Here is a 20,951-nt window from a genome sequence, read left to right on the forward strand (position 1 = left end):
AGCCGAAACAGCCCAACTATCGGTACTACGGAGAAAGGCTTCTGCATGACTGACCCAATCAACCCGCCGCACTACACAAGGTTCCCCGTCGAAGTCATCCAGCTAACCGAGCACCTGAACTTCTGTCGCGGCAATGCGGTCAAGTACATCGCCAGGGCAGGAGCGAAAGACCCGAACAAGGAAATCGAGGACCTGAAAAAAGCTGCGTGGTACATCGACCGCGAGATAAAGCGAGTCGGTGCAGCAGCAGCTAAAGCGGGCACATTCGAAGGCCTCATGCATGACCTCGATCAGATTGGGGAGAAACGTGACTGACGATCTCACTACTGCGGAATACAAGTCCTGCTTCGACTGCGCATTCGGCGGCCCAGCATCCGAAGCGCACTGCATCGAGCAGCAGCACATCGACCGCGAAATTGCGCACGCCGTGGAATGGATCATCAAGGAGGCACAACATGACTGAACTCACTGACGCGGTTGCAGCACTGACGAACCCCGTCGTTTACAACCATCAAATCAAGGACGAAGCCGGCGCAATCGTCCGAATGCACACGGCGGAACTCCCGCCACTGCTCGACCAGTTGGCAACAGCAGTCGGGTCATCCCTCAGCCGTGACTCAGGCGGAGGCGGGAAGTCCAAAACCGGCTTGCTGCTCAACAGTGCCGCGTTGTTCGAAGCCATGAAGATGGGTTCAGCAATCAAGTCCTGGTGCCACGCGCTCGGCATTCGCCCGTCGAAAGACTTGCGCACGTCGCTGCTGGAATGGCATACAGCATTCGGGGAAGGGGAATCTGCCGCGTTCTATGCGAGACAGATGCGAGGTTGGGCGGACCAGATACGCAACGTATTGGACCCGCTCAAACCAGTCCCCATCAAAGACCCCTGCACAATCTGTGGAGGGGTCACTTTTTTGGACGCTGAGGACAATGAGATCCCGTACCCGGTAGTTGTCGAGTATCGGGAGTCCGACCCAATGGGCACCGCACAAGCCCTCTGTCGCCGCTGCATGAACGTGTGGGATGGGACGGAAGCCATCGGTGAGCTGATGGACGAGTTGCGCGACAAACAGGCCGGATAAAAAAGAATCGCCATAAATGTTGTGTCTTGTGTTGCAATTAACCACAAGTGTGTGCAATAATGGAGCCACGTTGTTTCGTGCTGCAACAAAACGGTACGAACTCACAGAGAAAGGGTCAGTGTCTACGGATGCTGGCCCTTTTTTTGTGCCCAAAATCATTCACACTTGCGGCGCAGCGCCACTCATCCCCACAGCGAACCCGACAACACCCACCAAGCCCCGTGACTCGTACATCCGGGCAAGCAGTGGAGTCCTTGGGTTACGCAATAGGACACTCGGCTGCCGACCGCAACTAACTTGCCGGGGCTGTTGGGTCCTTCATGAAGTGGTAGCTCACCACAGGTGCAAGAGAACGAGCAACGCAGGTATGCCAGGGGTGAAAAGGCGCTTTAAACGGACTCTGCCCCACGTACGTCCGGCCTGCACACAAAACCACATACCGCTTCGGCGGGCAAAAAACGCAGCCTGGCCCCACTCGCACGGGGCTTTTTTCAATCCCACGATGGAGGCTGCTGTGTCCCTGCTCGATGATCCTGCATACGTCGCAGACCTCAACTCGGAACTGTCCAACGTCGCCATCGGTGACAAATGGGACAAGGACGAATCAGCCCCACGACGCCACCGCAAGAAACTCGGCATCGCAACACCGCAACCGGTGAAGCCACTCGACACCAACGGCGGCGAATCAGAAGAGCACAACGCAGACGGTTCAGCCTCCTACGTGCGCTTCAGTGAAACCGCCTGGGGTTACGACGACTACTGCAACTTCATCCGCTCCAAAGGCCAGAACCCCGACGATGTGACGTTCACCTGGGGTTGGACATCGAACCCCAACGGCGGGTTCTGGAACAAGCTCAACAATGTACGGCCCAAGGTTGCCATTGCTGGCGGTCGCATGGTGTCCACCTCAGACGTCGTTGAAGCCATCAAGAGCTTCACGTACATCCCCCAGCCTGTTGCGTACGCTGACGAGTCATTCGTCATCGTGCCCACCGACTTTCAATTCGGCAAGGTTGACTGGAATGGCGGTTCGGCTGAAACGCACGAGCAGATCCTCAACTCGTTCGGTAAAGCGCAAGACTTCATCAAAGAGTTCCGCCCGCGTGAAGTGTGCATCGTGGACGCCGGCGACATCATCGAGAACATCTACTCGACCAGCTCACAACTCGCCACCAACGACCTGTCACTACCCGACCAGGTTGTCGAAGCGGCCTACGCGATGCAACGCGGCCTGCAAATGCTCGCACCACACACCAACTCGCTCCGATACGCAGCCGTCAGCTCCAACCACGGCGCACACCGACTCGGCCCCAAATCGCCAGCAGGCGACGTACACGCCGACTACGGACTAGCCGTTGCCAAGATGCTCAGGAACGCGCTCACACTCAACCCTGAAGCGTTCGGACACGTCACCATCCAAGTGCCCGAACCGTACATGGAATCGCTTTACTTCCAAACATCAGGCACCGACATAGGTGTAGTCCACGGCCACCAAGCAGGCTCACCGGATCGCATCGGAGACTGGTGGAAAGGCCAGAGCCACGGTCGAATGCCCGTCGCTGAAGCACGCATCCTCATCGCCGGCCACTTCCACTCGCTCAGAGTGCAACAGTCCGGTGACGCACGATGGATCATGGTCGGCCCCGCATCAGATCGCGGCTCATCCTGGTTCACCAACGCGAAAGGCGAACAGTCCGAATCGGGCATGTTGTCGTTCACCACAGCCAACAACGAGTGGAACAACCTCAAAGTGCTGTGACCAACAACTTCCGTTCACCCAAACCCTCGAATACTGATTGCCTCATCACGGGCAGAACCGAGGCGAGTGCGGGTGAACGGGAAAACGTAACGCTAACTGAAGGCGGCGCATTGAGATGCTTCCCGAAACAGGCAAAGCAGCAAGACAAATAGACGGCGCACTCGACTGGGTGCGCCATCGAGAACTCGAGCACCAAGAACAAATCGCGTCACTCGACTGGCGGATAGGTTACGCCTACATCGTCATCCAACAACTCGCGCAAACATGCAGCGACGACCAACGCGAGATCCTACTCGACCTCTGCGGCGCGCTACACGACGGCATACCCGACGAGCGCAACTAAACCCTGAACCGCCCACAGCGAAAGCGAAGTGCGACATGTTATTTGAAGACGAAGGCGAATGGCTCGAAGGCAACGCTGAACATGTAGGTGAAGACGTATGAGTAGCGAAATCGTATGGACCTCAGAATCTGAGGAACAGGAAGACGACGACGAATACTACGACGACGAATCGCTGGACTGTGGATGCTGCTCATGCTGCGGCTGTCTCTGCTACGACGACTCACTCTGGGATGGCGACGATGACTGACTGGCGTGAACAAGAGTACGAAGACAACTACTGGGACGAACGCGACCAACGCGACAACGCCATTGCTGCCGCTGTTAGTTCATGGGACGACGCGACCAGCGACCTGTTCATAGCTGCGATACAACAAGCAGGCAGGACCAGGGCAGAAGAACGCGCGTATGTCATTGAGGACCTGCTCGAGAGGTGAGTGTCATACGCCGTCGCTAGGCTGAGACATAGAAGAACCCCTGCACTGCGCTAACAGTCAGGGGCGTGAACAACTCGGTAAAGGAGTCGTTATGAACAAGCGTACCTGCAACGTGGAGAAGTGCAACACCGCTTCCTCCGCTCTCGGAATGTGCAATCTGCACTACCAGCGAAAGCTCCACGGCAAGCCGCTTATCCAGCAGCCAAAGGCGCAATATGAAACATGCACAGCAGGCGAATGCGACAAGGCCCCGCGAAGCAAATACGCAACGCTATGCCCCATGCATTACCACCGCCTCTACCGTTATGGAACGCTGGAGGCCACGCGCGTTCTTGTATCACGCGGCGAACGCGAACCGTCTTTCCCCCGTGCGGATCTAACCGGACAGCGCTTCGGGACACTCGTGGCAAAGAGGCCCGAGGGCAACTACTGGTTGTGCGCCTGCGACTGCGGACAAGCCCGGATGGTAAGCATTGGCGAGCTAAGGCGCACAGGCGACAAGAACACATGCGGCACGAAAGCCAGCCACTTATCTGATGACGTTGACTACACCGCAGTTCACAGCAGAGTAAGGAACCTCCACGGTTCAGCCAGTGAGCACTCATGCATCGACTGTGGCACCCGCGCCTACCACTGGTCATACGACCATGAAGACCCGAACGAGCGGCTGAGTACAGCGCCGCGCACCCTAGGCATCGCCTTCAGTCTCGAACCATCCCACTACCAGCCGCGATGCGTGCCTTGCCACAAGCGCTTCGACCTGGCCCGCATCAACGCAACCGAGGTGTACGGATGAGCAAGCCCCAACGCAGCAGCTCGAAGCGTGACAGGCACCGCGCCCGCATCAAGGCAACTGGTGCCGCCTGCCACCTATGCGGCAAGCCCATCCTGTACGACGCGCACCACATGGACCCTCTGTCGTTCGTTATCGATCACGTCATCCCGCTAGCCAAAGGCGGTGAAGATGCGCTGTCCAATATCAAGGCAGCGCATCGAAGACAAACGTTCGTGCAACTCAACTAAGCGGGCTCGCCTCGTCGCGCCGATCATTCGACGCAGCGGCGCACTCGACTGACTGTACTAACGAGTGTATTGATACAGAGTGTTTGTAGCAACTCATGTATTGATACATACCCAGGGGGAAGCCACCCCCAAGACTCACCTATAGCCCCTCCGGGTGTAGGCGGTGTACAGTTTTGGCATTTTTTCCACTTTGCTGTCGGTTTGTACCAAGCACTTTGTACCAACCCATCCCCCCCTTTTCGCCCTTTGGAGGTGTTCTCGTGGCTCCACGTAAGAACCCTTTGAGGGCTGTTGCTGCTGATGAGCGGTCTAAGCCGGCTGCGCAGCGATCCATTGTTGAGGCTGCCGAGGATGGCGATCACCGCGAACTTCTGGTTGCGATGCGTCGTCGTGTTGCTTCGACTGTGCAGGACCCGAATTGCCCACCGCGTGACTTAGCGGCTTTGACTCGTCGCCTTCAGGAGATTGGCAAGGAGATCGAGGCTTTGGACGTGAAGGCTAAGCAGGAGGCGACTGAAGATGGCGAAGGCCGCACCCCTGACGAAGAGTGGGACGCAGAGGCTATCTGATACCGCTCGTCACTTGATCCTCCCGAAAGACGTTGCCACTACTGGCTGGCCTTCTGTGCGTGACAAGTGCAAGGATCTCGGACTCGTTTTCGATGGCTGGCAGGACGGCGCGGGGCGCGCAATCCTGGCCAAGAGGCCAGACGGAAAGTATGCCGCGACCGTGGGTGGGGTTGCGCTCTCTATTAGCCGACAGACGGGCAAGACCTACCTACTGGGTGCGATTATCTTCGCGCTTTGCCTGCTCTCCCCGGGCATGACCGTGCTGTGGACGGCCCACCGGCTGAAGACGGCTAAGGAAACGTTCAAGTCAATGCAGGGCATGGCGCGTCGCCGGAAGATCGCGCCCTTTGTGGAGCAGGTTTTCACGGCTTCCGGCTCCGAAGAGATCATGTTCCGCAACGGTTCGCGGATCATGTTCGGTGCGCGCGAGACTGGCTTTGGCCGTGGTTTCGCAAAGGTTGACATCGAAGTTTTCGATGAGGCTCAGATTCTTACCGAGCGCGCACTTGACGACATGCTCCCCGCGATGAACGCAGCCCCGAACGCTTTGGCGATCTTCGCCGGCACCCCACCTAGGCCGATTGACCCTGGCGAGGTGTTCAGCCGGATGCGCCTCGAGGCGCTTGAGGCAGGCTCAGGCAAGGGCGACACGCTTTATATCGAGTTCAGCGCCGATAAGGACGCAAACCCTGATGATCTTGAGCAGCAAAAGAAGGCAAACCCTTCCTTCCCTCACCGGACGCCGCTCGAGGCGATCCAGCGGATGCGTAAGCAGCTTTCCGAGGATTCGTTTCTCCGTGAGGGTATGGGCATTTGGGATGCCGATTCTCACCACCGGGTTATCAGTGAAGAGGACTGGGATGCGGTTGCGGATGTGACTTCCATGCCCATTGATCGTCTCACGCTCGGTATTGATGTGCCCCCGAACCGCAGTAATGCGTGTGTATCTCTTGCTGGGTTGCGCGCTGACGGTCGTTGGCACGTTGAGATGGACGAAGAGCATCGGGATGTTGACTGGGTGATCCCTTGGGTGGTTGCTAGGGCGGCGAAGAACCCGCTGCACGCGGTGGTGGTGGATGAAATGTCCGGGCTCGTAGAGAAGCGCCGCGACCGCCACTACCTGATCGGTACGGACATTCTCGTAACTCTTGCTGGGGCTGAAGGGCGTGACATGGCTATCGCTTGTGCCAAGTTCTACGACGGCGTGAAGGACAAGACCTTGTTCCACACAGATCAGTCGCAGGTCAACGTTGCGCTCTCGGTTGCCCGCCAGCGCCCCCTTCAGGGCGGTTGGGCATGGAATCGCAAGGATGCTGCATCAGATATAACCCCCATCGTGGCAGGCACTCTTGCCCTTTGGGGCGCTCAAAACGACAACGTATTGCGTCCTACGAGGCGTACTAGCACAAGGACGGCGGTGGTGATGTGAGTGAATCTCTCCGCATCGCTGGACTCTCAGAAGATGAAACTGCAACCCTGAATCTGCTTATTGAGCAGTTGAACGCGAAGGCTCCACGGAATCTTCTGCGTTCGTCGTATTACGACGGCAAGCGGGCGATCAAGCAGGTTGGCACGGTCATCCCTCCGCAGTATGCGAAGTTGGGGCTTGCCCTGGGGTGGGCTGCTAAGGGTGTTGACGGTTTGGCGCGTCGTACTCATCTTGAGCGCATGGTGTGGACTGGCGGCGACGTTGATTCGCTGGGCATGACTGAGCTTGCTGATAGCAACTTCTTCTATTCGGAGATCGCGGCGGGGCTCAAGGACTCCCTCATTCATGGTGTCTCTTACTTGATCACGACGGCGGGCGATACCAGCAATGGCGAGCCGGCTGCTTTGGTTCACGCGAAGTCGGGCCTGAACGCTACTGGCGATTGGAATAACCGTCGTCGTGGGCTCGATAGCTTGCTGTCGGTTACGGCTCGTGATGAGGACAAGATCACGGGTTTCATCCTGTACCTGGATGGCGTAACTATCAGCGCGAATAAGGACTCGAGCGGATGGGCCGTCGATAAGCGGTCGCATGGGTTCGGTGTTCCTGCTGAGCCTTTGGTGTACCAGCCACGTTCGTCTCGTCGCATGGGTAAGTCGCGCATTACGCGCCCGCTGATGGGTTACCAGGATGCTGCTTTGCGCGCCCTGGTGCGCCTCGAAGCGCACATGGATATCTACACGATTCCGAAGCTGATCCTGTTGGGCGCTGACGAGTCGGTGTTCAAGAATCCTGATGGTTCGCCTAAGGCTGCGTGGCAGATTGCGTTGGCTCGGTCGTTTGGTCTTCCTGATGATGAGGATGCGACTAACCCGCGCGCCGATGTGAAGCAGGTTGATGCTACGTCTCCTGATTCGCACCTGTCGGACTTGAATGCTCTGGCGAAACTGTCTGCCCGTGAGACTGATCTGCCGGATGCCGATTTTGCCCTGACTGACATGGCAAACCCGACGAGTGAGGGTTCGTATATCGCTGGCCGGGACAATCTGATTGCTGAGGCTGAGGGCGCTACGGAGGATTGGTCGGTTTCGATCCGTCGTTCGACTGCTCGGGCTCTGGCTATCCAGAACGGTCTTAGTTCTGTCCCGAAGGAATGGGCGAGCATTGAGGCTAAGTGGCGTTCGCCGCTGTATCTGTCGAAGGCTGCTGCTGCGGATGCTGGTGCTAAGCAGATTGGTGCTGTCCCGTGGCTTGCCGAGACTGAGGTTGGTCTTGAGCTTCTGGGTCTGGATGAGCAGCAGATTCGTCGGGCTATGGCTGAGAGGCGTAAGGCGTCTGGGCGTGCGGTACTTGCTGCTCTGAAGCCGGCCGCTGTGGTCCCTAGTGACGACGCCGCGTGAGTCGAAGGCGGCGCTTGAGCTTCTGACTGGTGAGGCTGTGGACACGGCAGTGGATTTGCTGTCGCGTGTTCGTGGTTCGGCTGAGGTTCGTCGCGCCGCGTTGCTGGATGGTGTGCCTGAGCTGATCGGTTATTACGCGCTGGGCTCAGCAACCCTCGCGGCTGATTTTTATGAGGATCAGCGTGAGTTGGCTGGTGTTCGGTCGCGGTTTGCGTCTGATGTTGTGGTTGAGGATCGGACGGTGCAGATTCGTCGCGCTGTTGCGTGGTCTACTGCGCCGTTGTTCCTTGACCCGGACGATTTGCTTACTGCGTCTGCCCGGTTGACGGAGGTCGTGCAGCCTGAGGTTGCGAATCCGTATCGGGACACGATTCTGACGAATCGGCGGAACGATCCTGAGTCGGCTGGCTGGCGACGCATCACTAACGGCGGCTGCAAACTATGCAGGATGCTCGCTGATCGTGGCGCTGTGTATCGGCAGGCTACCGCGACGTTTGCCACTCATCCGAACTGTCATTGCACTGCTCAACCAGTCTTCAAGACCGATGTTGGCGAAGAGGCGTCAGTGATGCAGTACAAGGCGTCACGCCGTAGCCGCACTGCTGCTCAGCGTGCGGATCTTCGTGACTATCTCGACACCTATTACTAACCAATTTTCCCGCCGTCCTGGTGGGTTCATCGCCCGCATGGGCATATCCGATAAATCCACTGAGGCCGCATGGCTGAGGGAAACCCGCATGGGAGTAAGCAATGAGTGAATCCGTAATTACTGACGCAATCGTAGAAGCGCCGGAAGGTTCTGAGGCTGAGCAGCCGAAGGAGATCGACTGGAAGGCTGAGGCGCGTAAGCATGAAGCTCGCGCTAAGGAAAATGCTGCGAAGGCGAAGGCTAACGAGACTGCTGCACAGCGGCTCGCGGAGATCGAGGAAGCGACTAAGACCGCTGAGGAAAAGGCCAACGAACGGCTTGCTGCTGCTGAGAAGCGTGCGGCTGAGCTTGAGGCCCGCGCTAACCGCGCGACTGTGGCGAATGAGCATGGCATCCCTGAAGCGATTCTGGCTGGTCCTGCGAGTTCGTCTCCTGAGGATCTGGCCGCTTACGCCGAGTCACTTATTGCGTTCCGGGGAGAGAAGGGCAGCAACGGGCTGCACGTCCCCACCGAAGGCAACTCGCCTAAGCCACAGCTGAATAGCGACTCTGAGTTCGCTAAGAACCTGTTCGGCTCGAGCGACTAAACAGAAGGAAATTGACCAATGGCTATTCTTGCCACATCCAATCTGACCCTCCCGAAGAACATTGCTGAGGGTCTGTTCTCGAAGACTCTGACGGGTTCCGCTGTTGCGGCTCTGTCGGGCGCTGAGCCTCAGAAGTTCGGTGAGACAACCCACATGACCCTCACGGGTCGCCCGCGCGCTGAGTACGTCGGTGAGGGCGCTGACAAGGCGTCTACCAACGCGACGTTCGGCACCAAGACCGTTTCGCCCCACAAGGTGCAGGTCACGATGCGGTTCAACGAGGAAGTTCAGTGGGCTGATGAGGAATACCAGCTCGGTGTTCTCTCCACGCTCGCTTCTGAGGGTGGGCTTGCTCTGGCTCGCGCGCTTGACCTTGGCGTGTTCCACGGCATTAACCCGCTGACCGGCGCTGCGATTCCGTCGATTGTTGCTGGTGACCGTATCGGCACCACAACGAACTCGATTGAGCTGACCACGGCTACCGCTGGCACCCCGGATCTCGTCATTGAGCAGGCCGCTGGTCTGGTTATCGCTGACGGTTACCTGCCCAGTGGTATCGCGTTCGACCCGACCTACGCATGGAACATTGCGACCGCTCGTTACGCTGACGGTCGCAAGAAGTTCCCTGAGCTTGGTTTCGGTGGAAGCATCACCTCGTTCGAGGGTCTTCAGGCGTACTCGTCCACCACTGTTTCGGGTGTTCCTGAGGCTACGGCGAACACTGGCGTCAAGGCGATCCTTGGTGACTGGTCGCTGCTCCGTTGGGGTGTCCAGAAGTCGATCCCGGTCGAGCTGATCCGCTTCGGTGACCCCGATGGTCAGGGTGACCTGAAGCGCAAGAACCAGATTGCGCTTCGTGCGGAGATCGTTTACGGCTGGGGCGTCATGGACCTTGACGGCTTCAGCACCATCGTTGACAAGGTGGCGAATGTCTAGGTTCCGTAACGAAGAAACCGGCATTGTCGTCTCGGTTGACGACTCGAAGGATGAGCGTTTCGGCCTCGGTTGGGTGACCCCCGATGCTGAGCCGAAGCGTTCTCCTGGCCGTCCGAAGAAATCCGATAAGTAAATAGTGAAAGGGGGCGGTCATGTCTGTGACTCCCAACATGATTGCGGTTGCTCTTGGGCAGGCCGCCCCCGTTCCTGGTTCTGTCACTGAGCAGCAGTGGCAGATGTGGATTGAGGACGCGCTGATGCTCATTGAGGATCGGCGGCTGAAGCTTGATGCCGCCGTTCCCGGTGAGAAGGTTCTCGATTATGTGGTGCGGCAGGCTGTCGTGGCGCATGTTCGGAAGCCGGATGATGCCACGCAGGTGACCATTTCGGTTGATGATGCGTCGTCGTCGCGCACGTACCAGTCGGGTAAGGGTCGTGTGTCGATCCTTGATGAGTGGTGGGCGCTGCTTGGGCTCGTTGAGGCCAACGGGGGCGCGTTTTCGGTGGACATGATTGGTTCATCGACGGTGCATCTTCCGTGGTGTTCGCTGATGTTCGCGGCGCTGTATTGCTCGTGTGGTGTTGACATCGCCGGCACTCCGATTTTTGAGGGTGGTGGCGTGTGAGCCTCGGTGGAGATGTCCAGGCGGCGCTTCCCAGTTTCCGTGACGCTGCTGAGTCGTTGATGATCGACGCATGCCGGATCACGGGTGGCACTGAGACGGTTTTCGATGAGGACACGTTTGAGTACGTGACCGTTGAGGCTGTTTCGTATGAAGGCCCGTGCCGTCTGCGGTTCGCGGCTACGGCTGTGCAGACTGTTGAGGCTGCTGGCCAAATGCTTATCGCGCAACGTGCAACCCTGTCTGTCCCTGTTGATACTTCCGGGGATGTGCGTGAGGGGCATGTTGTGACGATCACGGATTGTGTGAATGATCCTGCTCTTGTGGGTCGCAAGTTCCGTGTTGAGGGTGGGCATCATCAGACGTTCGCTACGGCGCGCAGGTTCCCGTTGGAAGAGGTGTCCTGATGGCTGATGGGTTCTCGTTCGACTATGCCGAGTTCGACCGTTTGACGGCGGATATTGCTGAAGCTCCGCGTGAGGCGAAGAAGGGTATCCGCAAGGCCGTCGAGGTGACTTCGCGTTACGTCAAGGACGGTTGGAGCAAGAAGCTGTCTGGCTCTGAGGGGCTTAGTCAGGTTGCCCCAACGATTGATTACGAGATCAAAGGCGACACGGTTTTCGGTACGAGTGTGATCACGTCGGAGATTGGCGCTAACCGGTCGAATCCTTCCGCGCAGCTCGCCAACATTTCCGAGTTCGGCACCACATATCACCCTCCCCGTGGTTACGGTCACGCGGCTTTGCAGGAGAACATTCCTGATTTCGAGAAGGGCCTCGGTATGGCTATCGGTGACATTCTGTGAGGCAGCATACGGCGTGGTTGAAGGCTGAGATCCAGGCTGTCCCGGCGCTCGCCACGAAGACGTTTGTGACTTTGGCGACGAATACTTCTGTCCCGTATGTGGTGATTCATCCGATGGATGGTACTGATGAGTCGACACGTCTTGCTGGTCCGAATGCGACGCAGCATCCACGGTTTGTGATTCATTCTGTGGGTTCGACGTATGAGCAGTGTGCGGCGATTGCTGAGGCTGTGAAGAAGCGTTTGGTGGTTGGCGGGTTTGGTGTGACGCCGACTGTTCCGGGTGAGCACAGTAGCCGTCTCGAGTATTCGTCCCCGACTCCGATTCAGGTTGACCGTGATGTGTCACCGCCTCTGTGTTATCACGTCGCGGAAGTGTCGTGGTCGTCTGACCCTGCGTAACCCCTAGAACTCGGAAGCCCTCACATTGCGTGGGGGCTTTCGTCATTTAAGTCTCCCTCTGTCTCCCAGGGGGTTATCGAGCCCCGATTTCCGGGGAGAAGAAAGGAAGCAACTATGCCCGATGTAGTTGATACAGTTCCACCCGCGCTCGACCAGAAGGGCAACACGGTTATTTGGTGGGTTGAAACCATCGCTGACGTGCTCGCTCCGAAGGCTTCCACCGAGATCGGCGCGACAAGCTCGGCCCGCATCACTCACTCGTTCACGTCGGATGGGTGGCCACTGACTGGTTCGCAGGCTACGACTCTTGATGAGCGTCTTGCTCTTGAGTCGCCGCTTGAGTCGCTGGACACGCTTACTCAGACGTTCGGTTCTGGCATGAAGTACGTGAACTCGACTACTCCGAAGTCGGCTGCTGTTGTTCTGAAGCCGACCCCTCCCGCGAAGTCGAAGTCTGGTTATTTCGTTATCCGTGAGGGCATCTCGAACAGTGTTCTTGCTGCTGCTGGTCAGCCTGTTCAGGTTGTTCCCGCAACGGTTGGTCCGCAGATTCGCGGCCAGATCCTCGGTACTGGCAAGTCGAACCTCACGCAGCAGGCCGCTATCAGTGGCCCCATTGTTGAGGCCGTTCTCGCCGCGTAACCAGTAACAAACTCCTGCCGGGGTGCCTCACCGTCGCCCCGGCAGGTTCTACCCCAACGGTGAATAACGGTGAAACGGTGAAAGGTTTTTGATGTCTACGTTTGCGGAGAAGATGGCGGCGGCTCGTGCTGCACGCCCGTATGTCGATGTTCCTGTTCTGCTGATTGCTGAGCTTGTTGCTGAGAAGGCACGGCTTGAGGCGATTATTGCGGCTGATGATGGGGATGAGCGTCTGGGCGCGAAGTCGCCGGCTGATGAGGCGCGTGAGGCTTTGGATGAGCTTCAGGCGCGTGCGGGTGAGGGCATGATTACTTTGCGGTTCACGCAGTTGCCTGGTGATGCTTGGGCTGACATTGCTGCTCGCCACCTGCCGCGTACGGACAATCTGGTGGATCAGAGCCACGGCTTCAACTTTGATGCGGCGACCGATGAGGCAGCAACGTACGTCGATGAGTCCGGCCGTTCGTACGGTGTTCGGCTTGAGGGTGACGATGAGGTTCCCCTGACGGCTGATGAGTACCGCGAGCTGCGTTCAAGCGTGTCAGGGCATGAGGTTACTGAGATTCGTAACGGCGTGTGGGGGCTGAACGTTTTCCTGCCGAAGAAGAAGCTCGACACGTTGGGAAAAGCATTCGGGGCAGCAGCGCGCTCCGAGAAAAACTAGCGCTCGCATTTGAGTTGCGTGTGGCTCCCCGCCGTTTGGATGGTTGGGAGCCGCGCACTCTCGTTGAGTACGAACGCGACAGTGGCGGGCATGTCGTTCGGTCGCTCGAGTATCGAGAGCCTGAGTGGGATGAAGAACAGGTTGCGTTGCTGACCGCGTATAAGCGGTTCGCGGATGATGTTGGGCCGCACGGTTTTCTCATGTCGGAGGCGACTGATCCTGGTGCTGATCCGAACGAGTACGACAACCCGTTACGGTTCGTCGCTGAGGCTCCGGTTGTGGATTGGGCGCGTAAGGCTCAGCTCGACGCGGAGGCTGCGTGGCGAACTGCTGAGGGCGACGACGCGAACATGAACGGGTTGATTTTCCCCGTTCGAAAGCACGGCGTTTAGCGCTTTGTGAAGAAGTAAGCGGCCAACGTAATCAGGCCGAAGAACGCACCGATACCAACGATCCACGGTGCCATTTCCGCTAGGTCGCTGAACGCACCGAGGAACAGTCCGAGCGCTGCGATGAGCGCTGAGATTCCTGCCGCGATGTTGATGGCGCGGGGTGTGCTGCGGGTGGCCGTATCAGTCATGCCTTGAAGCATAACGAAAACTACAGACAGAGGGATACTTCATGGCCGACAGGACAGTTAGCGTAACCCTTAGGGCGCAGGTTGCCGATTATCTCGCGGGGATGGAGAAGGCTCGGAAGGCTACGGCTGATACGGGTTCTGAGGCTGAGAAGCTTGCTCAGAAGCGGGAAGCGTTTGACGTTCTGGGTAAGGCGTCTCTTGCGGTTGGTGTTGCGGCTGCGGCTGGTGTGGCTTTGGCTGTTGCGAAGTATGCCGAGTTTGATCAGGCGATGTCGAATGTCCAAGCGGCGACTATTGACACTTCGGAGTCAACTGCTGAGACTGCGGCGCGAATGGATCAGTTGGGTGCTGCGGCGCTTCAGGCTGGTGCGTCTACGGTGTTTTCGGCTACTGAGTCTGCGAACGCTATTGAGGAACTGGCTAAGGCTGGTCTGTCCACTAGCGACATTCTAGGCGGCGCTCTGACGGGTTCTCTGGACCTTGCATCGGCTGGGCAACTGGGTGTGGCTAGGGCGGCTGAAATCTCCGCTACGGCCCTTCAGCAGTTCGAGCTTGAGGGTTCCGAGGCGGGGCATGTTGCTGACGTTCTTGCGGCTGGTGCTGGTAAGGCGATGGGTTCCGTTGAGGATCTTGCGAACGGTCTGAAGTTCGTTGGTCCTGTCGCTAACTCGATGGGTGTTTCTCTTGAGGAAACGACGGGCGTCCTGGCGCTGTTTGCTCAGCAGGGCATCATTGGCGAGCAGGCTGGTACGTCGCTCCGTGGTGTGTTGGCGTCTCTCACGTCGCCGTCTGCTCTGGCGCGTAAGGAGATCGAGAAGCTCGGCCTTGAGCTCTACGATTCCAACGGCAAGTTCCTTGGGATGAAGAACGCTGCGGGTGAACTGTCCGATGCCTATTCGGGTATGGATGATGCGTCCCGCAACGCTTCTATGGGCATCATTTTCGGCCGCGAAACGATCACTGCCGCGACGGCTTTGTATAAGGCTGGTGCTGGTGGTGTTGGCGAGTGGACCGAGGCTGTTGACGATTCGGGTTATGCCGCTCAGATGGCGCGCGAACGTCTCGACAACCTGAAGGGTGACGTTGAAGCGCTCGGCGGGGCGTTCGATACTGCGTTGATCCAGACGGGCGCTGCGGGCAACGACGTGTTGCGGGTTATGACGCAGACGCTCACGAACATGGTAGACGTGTACAACGGTGCTGCCGAACCGGTGAAGTTCATTGCACTCGGCCTCGGCGCATTGACTGCCGCGGCTGGGCTTACTGGCGGCGCGTTCTTCCTCGCCGTGCCCAAGGTTGCAGCCTTCAATGATGCTATTGGCGAGATGGGGCCGCGTGCACAGAAGGCCGGTGCCGCACTTACGGCTTCGGCTGGGCCGGTTGGGCTCCTGCTTGCTGCTGCTGGTGTCGCTCTCGCCATCTATGCGGGCGAGCAGGCGAACGCTAAGGCTCGAGTCGATGCGTTCACTGACACTCTCGACAAGCAGAATGCATCTCTGACGGATTCCACTGAGGAACTAGTTCAGGCGAACCTTGCTGCTGAGCATTCTTTTCTCTGGATGAGTCGCGGTAGCGCGTTCGACGCCGCCGAGAAGCTGGGCATAAGCCTTGATGACGTTACTGACGCTGCCCTCGGTAACGAGGATGCGTTGGAGCGGGTCAAGTCTGCTTACGACAAGGTGAACGACGGCAACGTTGACACCGTTGAGGCATACAAGGTTCTCCGCGATGTGATCGATGAGAACGCGGAAAGCTTGACTGAGGCTCAGCGTAAGCAGCTTCAGATGAACGAGGCGCAGACGGAGAGTGTTGATCCTGCGGAGCAAAGCGCTGCGGCGCTCGAGACATTGCAGGGCGCTGCGGCGGATACCGGCGACACGATGGATGAACTGTCGGATGCGATTCGTGGTTTCGCTTCGACAACGCTTTCTGCTCGTGATGCTGCCCGTGCTCTTGAAGAGTCGTACGACACGATGGAGCAGTCCATCAAGGACAACGGCACCACGCTCGACATCACTTCTGAGAAGGGCCGCGCTAACGAGGCGGCTCTTGATGGGATTGCGCGGGCTGCTCTTGAGGCATCCGCTGCAACCCTAGATCAAACCGGGTCGCAGGTTGAGGCGAACAACGTGCTTGCGACTGGGCGCGCTCGGCTCATCGAGATGCTGGGGCAACTCGGCATCACGGGTCAGGCTGCGGAGGATTACGCAGACAAGCTTGGCCTGATCCCAGACAACGTGTACACGGCGGCGAAGATCACCGAAGTGGCAACGGCTGAGGCGATCCTGGCGAACCTTGCCCGCAACCGGACTGCGATTATTCAGGCGCAGATCAGGGAGACGGGTGCTGATCCGGGCCAGGTGAAGGCTGCGTATAACGCGGAGGGCGGGACGATTCGGGGGCCGGGTACGGGCACATCGGATTCGATTCTGTCTTGGCTGTCGAACGGCGAGGAAGTCATCAAGGCTTCATCGGCTGAGAAGTACCGCCCACTGCTCAAGGCGATCAACTCGGATCAGGTGGGCGCGTATCTGAACCGCAACCGGTTCGCCGGCGGCGGGACCATCGGTTACGCGAGTTCGCCTCAATACGCAACGGCCGGCGCTGGCTCAACCTCTGTCTCTGTTTCTCCTGAGGTGCGGGTGATTCTCGAGCCGAAGGGTGGTGTGGATCTCCTGAAGTACGTGGATGTTCGTATCGAGCAGACCGACCAATCAAATGCGCGTGCAATTCGTCGCGGGAAGCAGGTATAACCGTGGCTTACGAACCAACCATTTCGTTGTTCTATGACGACCCGGCCCCGCGTGCGGAAGTGTTCTTTGGCTCTTTCGCACCGGGTACGGCGTCGGTGACGGTGTATCGGGAGTCGGGTGGGCGCACGTATCAGGTGCGTGGTGCTGTGGATGCTTTGACGGCGGGTACGTTGTCGCGGTTTGATCATGAGATTCCGGCTGCGGAGATGTCGTTTTGGGCTGAGATGTTCGATTCGTCTGGCTTGTCGTTGGGTGTCACGGGTTCTACTTCGGTGACGGCAAGGTTTGAGGATACGTGGTTGCATAACCCGCTTGATCCTCGGGGCGCTGTGCGTGTGATGTTCCGGCCTCAGGCTACGCGGGCGTTGTCGCGTCCGGTTGCTGGTCAGGTTATTCATCCGCAGGGCCGTCGTGTTGGTGTGATTGTTGGCACTGAGCGTAAGGGCCTGATGGGTGTGAACCTGGATGTGGTGACGGACACGATTGAGGACGCGGATAGGGTTCGGGCGTTGTTGGGTGATTACACGACGACGACGGTTCCGGTTCTGTGTTTCCGTATTGGCGCGCTTGACCGCATTCGGCTTCCTTCCCCGTTGTTCGTGGGTGTGTTGGACATTGTTGAGTCGGATGTGAACTACGCCAGCGGTTGGGGTGAGCAGATTGACCATCTCATTGAGGGCGACGAGGTTGACCCGCCACTTCCTGGTTTGTTCATTCCGACTTTGACGAATGCGGATCTGAAGGCTTACTACGCGTCGAATGCCGCGATGCGAGCCGATAACGCTACTAACGGTGATCTATTGCGCAGGTACGACCTTGCGGGACGGGCGGGCGCATGAGGAAACATTCTGGGCAACTGAAGCAGGTTTTGAACCAGTCTTTCACTCGCCGGCTGGTGGTTGATGTGTTTCATGGTTCGAACCGGGTGTTGAAGGATGTGCCGGTTGAGTCGTGGTCTTTTGAGGCCGATTCTGAGGCGCAGGTGAAGACGGGCGGGAAGGGTGCCATCGTTTACCCGTCTGTGAGGGGTGAGTCTTTGTTGCCGGTTGGCACGAAGGGTGCTTTGTCTGCGTTTCGGGCACGGTTGCTGTTCACTCTTGTGGTTTCGTCTGGCACGTTTTCGGAGCGGATCACGTTGGGGTGGGGTCGTGTGGTTGCGAACCCTCCTGGTCGTGACGAGACGGTGACGGTGAATGGGGTGACGAGGGTTGTGGCGTCTCGCATCCCTATTGAGTGGGACGGGCTGGATGTTGAGCTCGAGCGTCGTGGTTTCCGTTTCCCCGAAGCGCCGCCGTCTCTGAACTCTTGTTGGGAGGAAGTCCGTCGGATCACTGGGTTCCCGGTGGTTGCGAATGCGCAGGATAAGCCGATACCTGAGGGGACGGTTTGGGAGGCGAAGCAGGGCGGCCGGTTGGATGCTGTGCAAACGTTGGCGTCGATCTTGGGCGGCCGGATGGTTGTGAACCCTGAGGGCGCTCTCACTCTTGTCCCTGATAAGTGGGGCGCTGTTGTGGGTGAGATCACGATTGGCGCGAACGGTACTGTCATCGATCTTGCTGATGAGGTGGACACGGCCAACGTGTATACCGCTGTTGTGGGGACGTTTGAGACGGATGATCGTACTCCGATTCATGCGGTCGCTGAGGTGAAGGTTGGCGATTTGGCGGTTGATGGTTTGTATCCGGAGAACACCCGGTATTACTCGTCGCCGTTGGTGAAGACGCAGGAGCAGGCGAATAAGGCGGTTGAGGCTGTGTTGTCTCAGTCGATTGGTTCGCAGACGTATGAGGTGCCCATTCAGTGCATCATCAACCCGCTTATTGAGTTGGGTGATGTGATCAAGGTTGTTGGTCATTCGAGGAAGTTGGAGGGCCGTGTTGTGAAGTACAGCCTTTCCGATTCTGAGTTGATGAATATCACACTCGAGGCACGCCGGGACCTGTCATGAGTACCACTTCGCTGATTGTTGACCGGTTGGCGCGTGTCCCTAGTGTGGGTCGTTTTGTGGGCGAGTTTGTGCGGATGGAGGGCCAGTTTGCGATTGTGAACATTGGCCCTTCAACTGTGCCTATCAAGGCGGTTGGGTATTACCCGCCCACTGTGGGCATGTTTGTGCAGATCGAGGTCACTAACGGTGTGATGATCCTGTCTGGTCCGGCGCAACAGTTGAACCCGATGGGGAAGATCAAAGCGGTTGGTACTCCTAAAGCGACGGTCACTGTTGATGGTGTCGATTACCTGTTGGGGATGCGCGCCGGGTATTCACCAACGGTGGGTGATGATGTTGAAATCAACTGGGCTACGGGCATCATTCAGGGTGATGTGACGGCTACTCCTGCTGTTGTGCAACCTCCTGCTAGTAGCGGGCCGAGTTCGAGCTTTTCGAACATGGTTGTGCAGGCTATCGGGTCGGGTAACTTCTGGTCGGGTCGTTGGAATAGCGACGACCCGCGCGCTTCCACTAACAACCGGGGCGCATGGTTCTACGGTTCCGCGCTTCGGGATTCGCTGGCTGGCGCAACGGTCACGTCTGCGGAAATCTATCTGCCAGCGCTCGCCGTGGCCGGGTCTGTGCAGATGGGTTTGCACACTCACGCGACACAACCGGGTGGTGCTCCTGGTGGCACATCGTTCACAACTCTCGAGGGCGCTAACGGGTGGGTGAAACTGCCTGCCGGGTTCGCTGAGTGGTTGCGCGACAACATCGGTGGCGTGGTCGTGGATTCGTCTAACGGCGACAACCGGTGGCGGGGGCGCTCTGATGCCTACTCCGGTGCTATGCGTTTCTCTGGCACCCGCTAACACTTTCTCATCTTTCGGCCGTCCTACATGGGCGGCTTTTTCTATTGGAGGCCACGCATGGCTGCAAAAAGCTTTGACCCAGTAACTGGCGCACCGATTTTCCGCGACGAGGACGAGCCTGATCCCGGGGTAAACCCGACTCAGGTTGCGCGGTTCGCTGCGGAGGTTGGCACTCGCCTAGTCGGCACAACTGCGGAGCGTAACGCGTACGAGTACGGGCGTGAAGGACTCGAGTGGTATGACACAACTCTTGACTCTGCGCTGATTCACAACGGCAGCGGGTGGAAGGGCGTCACCGTCATTCAGCATGTTGGTGGGACGCCTCTTGACGGTCCTGCGTGGGATGGTGTGTCGCCAATCATCATGAAGCACGCTTCGATCACAGCGGTCCCTAACGCATCGTCGGTGATTGTGCAGCCGTGGGTTGAGGGTTCGTTCCCTCATGGCCTCATTTCGGTTGCTGCGACCCCTGGTGACGGTCTGACGGCTGGTAAAGCGGTCATTAACGCCAGCTCCACGAAAGCGGATTTGATCGTTCAGGTTCTCACGTCGGCTGGTGCTGGTGTTGGTTCCGCTACTCAGCGCATCAACTACACGGCTGTCGGGTGGTAACTCATGTATGCGAAACCGTTCCCTGACAGCAAGATCAGTTCGCAGTATGGGATGCGTTCACTTGCTGGCGGGACGTTCCATGAGGGCATCGATTACCGGTTGGCGTTGAACACTCCGCTGCCTGCTCTTGCTGATGGTGTTGTGGTTGACATTGGTGAGACGAAGAAGTTCGGGAAGTTCATCACTGTCCGTGCTGACGTGGGCGGGTTTTACCGCTGGCACGCCTGTAACGGGTTCGCTGTGATCGTGGGCACGCGGGTTGATCGTGGGCAGACCATTGCGTTCTCGGGTCGTACCGGTTTTTGGTCTACCGGCCCGCATGGTCATTTGCAGACCACGAAGACCTCAAGCCCGAACACGTTCTATAACCCGTTGTCGGTGCTCGGTTCGGGTGTTGCTTCTGGCGGCTCGAAACCGTTGACCACCGCACCTCCTGTTCTCATCAAGAAGAAACGAGCAAGCATGTATCTCGCCCATGACGTTACGACGAACACGATTTGGTTGGTCACTGAGGATGGGTTCATTGCGATCCCTGACCCGGCACATGCTGCCCTGTTTGATCGGCTGTTGAACCGTGACCCTGCTGACCATCAGAAGAGTTCGTTCAACCGTGCAGAGATCGACATTATGAACGGTTACCTGTGGAACGTGTCTCGCCGTGAACTGGATGTGCAGGGTGCTGCTGTTGCTGCCCCGGTGGATCTGACCCCGCTGATTGCTGCCATTCGTGAGTCTCTTGATGCGGTGAAGTTCGAGGGCGTCAACGTTGAAGAGTTCGCTCAGGCTGTCGTCAATGAGCATTACAAGCGTTTGGCGAGCTGATGTGTTGCCGTCATTCCGGGTGCCTCGGCAACGGTCAAT

General features: G+C 58.0%; 28 protein-coding genes. 27 read left to right on the top strand and 1 reads right to left on the bottom strand.

Annotated features, from left to right (window positions below):
• The first annotated feature begins 45 nt into the window (after window positions 1-45).
• The 21 genes from AC1C2N_RS15995 to AC1C2N_RS16095 all read left to right on the top strand — a co-directional run bounded on the left by AC1C2N_RS15995 (window position 46) and on the right by AC1C2N_RS16095 (window position 13,735).
• On the top strand, window positions 46-315 hold the full coding sequence (locus tag AC1C2N_RS15995) for a DUF3310 domain-containing protein (RefSeq protein ID WP_495434551.1): 270 nt from the start codon (window positions 46-48) through the stop codon (window positions 313-315).
• The gene (locus AC1C2N_RS16000; protein WP_495434552.1) at window positions 308-463 is read left to right on the top strand and encodes a hypothetical protein; all 156 of its coding nucleotides are present in this window, start codon (window positions 308-310) and stop codon (window positions 461-463) included. Before AC1C2N_RS15995 ends, AC1C2N_RS16000 begins: the two co-directional genes overlap by 8 nt.
• Window positions 456-1,079 carry a DUF7341 domain-containing protein gene (locus AC1C2N_RS16005; protein ID WP_495434553.1) on the top strand — a complete coding sequence of 208 codons (624 nt, stop codon included), beginning with the start codon at window positions 456-458 and terminating at the stop codon, window positions 1,077-1,079. The genes AC1C2N_RS16000 and AC1C2N_RS16005 overlap by 8 nt, the downstream gene beginning before the upstream one ends.
• A 514-nt stretch (window positions 1,080-1,593) precedes the next feature.
• Window positions 1,594-2,838, top strand: a complete 1,245-nt coding sequence (locus tag AC1C2N_RS16010; RefSeq protein WP_495434554.1) for a hypothetical protein — start codon at window positions 1,594-1,596, stop codon at window positions 2,836-2,838.
• A gap of 115 nt (window positions 2,839-2,953) precedes the next feature.
• Complete coding sequence (locus AC1C2N_RS16015) at window positions 2,954-3,181, top strand: hypothetical protein (RefSeq protein ID WP_495434555.1); 228 nt, start codon at window positions 2,954-2,956, stop codon at window positions 3,179-3,181.
• A 239-nt stretch (window positions 3,182-3,420) separates the two neighbouring features.
• Window positions 3,421-3,615, top strand: coding sequence for a hypothetical protein (locus AC1C2N_RS16020; protein ID WP_495434556.1), 195 nt, complete (start codon window positions 3,421-3,423; stop codon window positions 3,613-3,615).
• Between the two features lie 91 nt (window positions 3,616-3,706).
• Window positions 3,707-4,411, top strand: coding sequence for a hypothetical protein (locus AC1C2N_RS16025; protein ID WP_495434557.1), 705 nt, complete (start codon window positions 3,707-3,709; stop codon window positions 4,409-4,411).
• Entirely contained in the window at window positions 4,408-4,638 is a 231-nt protein-coding gene (locus tag AC1C2N_RS16030; protein WP_495434558.1) for an HNH endonuclease, read from the top strand. Before AC1C2N_RS16025 ends, AC1C2N_RS16030 begins: the two co-directional genes overlap by 4 nt.
• A 260-nt stretch (window positions 4,639-4,898) precedes the next feature.
• Entirely contained in the window at window positions 4,899-5,207 is a 309-nt protein-coding gene (locus AC1C2N_RS16035) for a hypothetical protein (RefSeq protein ID WP_495434559.1), read from the top strand.
• A gap of 13 nt (window positions 5,208-5,220) precedes the next feature.
• A complete protein-coding gene (locus AC1C2N_RS16040; RefSeq protein ID WP_495434560.1) occupies window positions 5,221-6,636 on the top strand; it encodes a terminase large subunit domain-containing protein in 1,416 nt (471 codons plus the stop codon).
• Entirely contained in the window at window positions 6,633-8,036 is a 1,404-nt protein-coding gene (locus AC1C2N_RS16045; RefSeq protein ID WP_495434561.1) for a phage portal protein, read from the top strand. Before AC1C2N_RS16040 ends, AC1C2N_RS16045 begins: the two co-directional genes overlap by 4 nt.
• Window positions 8,020-8,685 carry a VG15 protein gene (locus tag AC1C2N_RS16050; protein WP_495434562.1) on the top strand — a complete coding sequence of 222 codons (666 nt, stop codon included), beginning with the start codon at window positions 8,020-8,022 and terminating at the stop codon, window positions 8,683-8,685. The genes AC1C2N_RS16045 and AC1C2N_RS16050 overlap by 17 nt, the downstream gene beginning before the upstream one ends.
• Window positions 8,686-8,786: 101 nt before the next feature.
• Window positions 8,787-9,272: a hypothetical protein gene (locus AC1C2N_RS16055; protein WP_495434563.1), complete on the top strand. Its 486-nt coding sequence runs from the start codon at window positions 8,787-8,789 to the stop codon at window positions 9,270-9,272.
• Window positions 9,273-9,290: 18 nt separating this feature from the next.
• Window positions 9,291-10,208, top strand: a complete 918-nt coding sequence (locus AC1C2N_RS16060; protein WP_495434564.1) for a phage major capsid protein — start codon at window positions 9,291-9,293, stop codon at window positions 10,206-10,208.
• A complete protein-coding gene (locus tag AC1C2N_RS16065) occupies window positions 10,201-10,341 on the top strand; it encodes a hypothetical protein (RefSeq protein WP_495434565.1) in 141 nt (46 codons plus the stop codon). Before AC1C2N_RS16060 ends, AC1C2N_RS16065 begins: the two co-directional genes overlap by 8 nt.
• Window positions 10,342-10,378: 37 nt before the next feature.
• Window positions 10,379-10,834, top strand: a complete 456-nt coding sequence (locus tag AC1C2N_RS16070; RefSeq protein WP_495434566.1) for a hypothetical protein — start codon at window positions 10,379-10,381, stop codon at window positions 10,832-10,834.
• Window positions 10,831-11,238, top strand: coding sequence for a DUF6093 family protein (locus AC1C2N_RS16075; protein WP_495434567.1), 408 nt, complete (start codon window positions 10,831-10,833; stop codon window positions 11,236-11,238). Before AC1C2N_RS16070 ends, AC1C2N_RS16075 begins: the two co-directional genes overlap by 4 nt.
• Window positions 11,238-11,636, top strand: coding sequence for a hypothetical protein (locus AC1C2N_RS16080; RefSeq protein WP_495434568.1), 399 nt, complete (start codon window positions 11,238-11,240; stop codon window positions 11,634-11,636). Before AC1C2N_RS16075 ends, AC1C2N_RS16080 begins: the two co-directional genes overlap by 1 nt.
• 515 nt (window positions 11,637-12,151) lie before the next feature.
• Entirely contained in the window at window positions 12,152-12,679 is a 528-nt protein-coding gene (locus AC1C2N_RS16085; protein WP_495434569.1) for a phage tail tube protein, read from the top strand.
• Between the two features lie 91 nt (window positions 12,680-12,770).
• Entirely contained in the window at window positions 12,771-13,343 is a 573-nt protein-coding gene (locus AC1C2N_RS16090) for a hypothetical protein (RefSeq protein WP_495434570.1), read from the top strand.
• 200 nt (window positions 13,344-13,543) lie between these two features.
• A complete protein-coding gene (locus tag AC1C2N_RS16095; RefSeq protein WP_495434571.1) occupies window positions 13,544-13,735 on the top strand; it encodes a hypothetical protein in 192 nt (63 codons plus the stop codon).
• On the opposite strand, the gene AC1C2N_RS16100 is transcribed toward AC1C2N_RS16095, so the two are convergent.
• Window positions 13,732-13,923, bottom strand: coding sequence for a hypothetical protein (locus AC1C2N_RS16100; protein WP_495434572.1), 192 nt, complete (start codon window positions 13,921-13,923; stop codon window positions 13,732-13,734). The genes AC1C2N_RS16095 and AC1C2N_RS16100 overlap by 4 nt on opposite strands.
• A 41-nt stretch (window positions 13,924-13,964) precedes the next feature.
• On the opposite strand from AC1C2N_RS16100, the gene AC1C2N_RS16105 reads away from it, so the two are divergent.
• The 6 genes from AC1C2N_RS16105 to AC1C2N_RS16130 are packed head-to-tail and all read left to right on the top strand — an operon-like array spanning window position 13,965 to window position 20,912.
• A complete protein-coding gene (locus AC1C2N_RS16105) occupies window positions 13,965-16,676 on the top strand; it encodes a phage tail tape measure protein (RefSeq protein ID WP_495434573.1) in 2,712 nt (903 codons plus the stop codon).
• 2 nt (window positions 16,677-16,678) lie between these two features.
• Window positions 16,679-17,515, top strand: a complete 837-nt coding sequence (locus tag AC1C2N_RS16110) for a hypothetical protein (RefSeq protein WP_495434574.1) — start codon at window positions 16,679-16,681, stop codon at window positions 17,513-17,515.
• A complete protein-coding gene (locus AC1C2N_RS16115) occupies window positions 17,512-18,624 on the top strand; it encodes a hypothetical protein (protein WP_495434575.1) in 1,113 nt (370 codons plus the stop codon). The genes AC1C2N_RS16110 and AC1C2N_RS16115 overlap by 4 nt, the downstream gene beginning before the upstream one ends.
• Window positions 18,621-19,478, top strand: a complete 858-nt coding sequence (locus AC1C2N_RS16120) for a hypothetical protein (protein WP_495434576.1) — start codon at window positions 18,621-18,623, stop codon at window positions 19,476-19,478. The genes AC1C2N_RS16115 and AC1C2N_RS16120 overlap by 4 nt, the downstream gene beginning before the upstream one ends.
• Before the next feature lie 57 nt (window positions 19,479-19,535).
• Window positions 19,536-20,090: a hypothetical protein gene (locus tag AC1C2N_RS16125; protein ID WP_495434577.1), complete on the top strand. Its 555-nt coding sequence runs from the start codon at window positions 19,536-19,538 to the stop codon at window positions 20,088-20,090.
• 3 nt (window positions 20,091-20,093) lie between these two features.
• Entirely contained in the window at window positions 20,094-20,912 is an 819-nt protein-coding gene (locus AC1C2N_RS16130; RefSeq protein ID WP_495434578.1) for a M23 family metallopeptidase, read from the top strand.
• The last annotated feature ends 39 nt before the right edge of the window (window positions 20,913-20,951 follow it).

The sequence above is a fragment of the Mycetocola sp. Y791 genome (assembly GCF_059445325.1).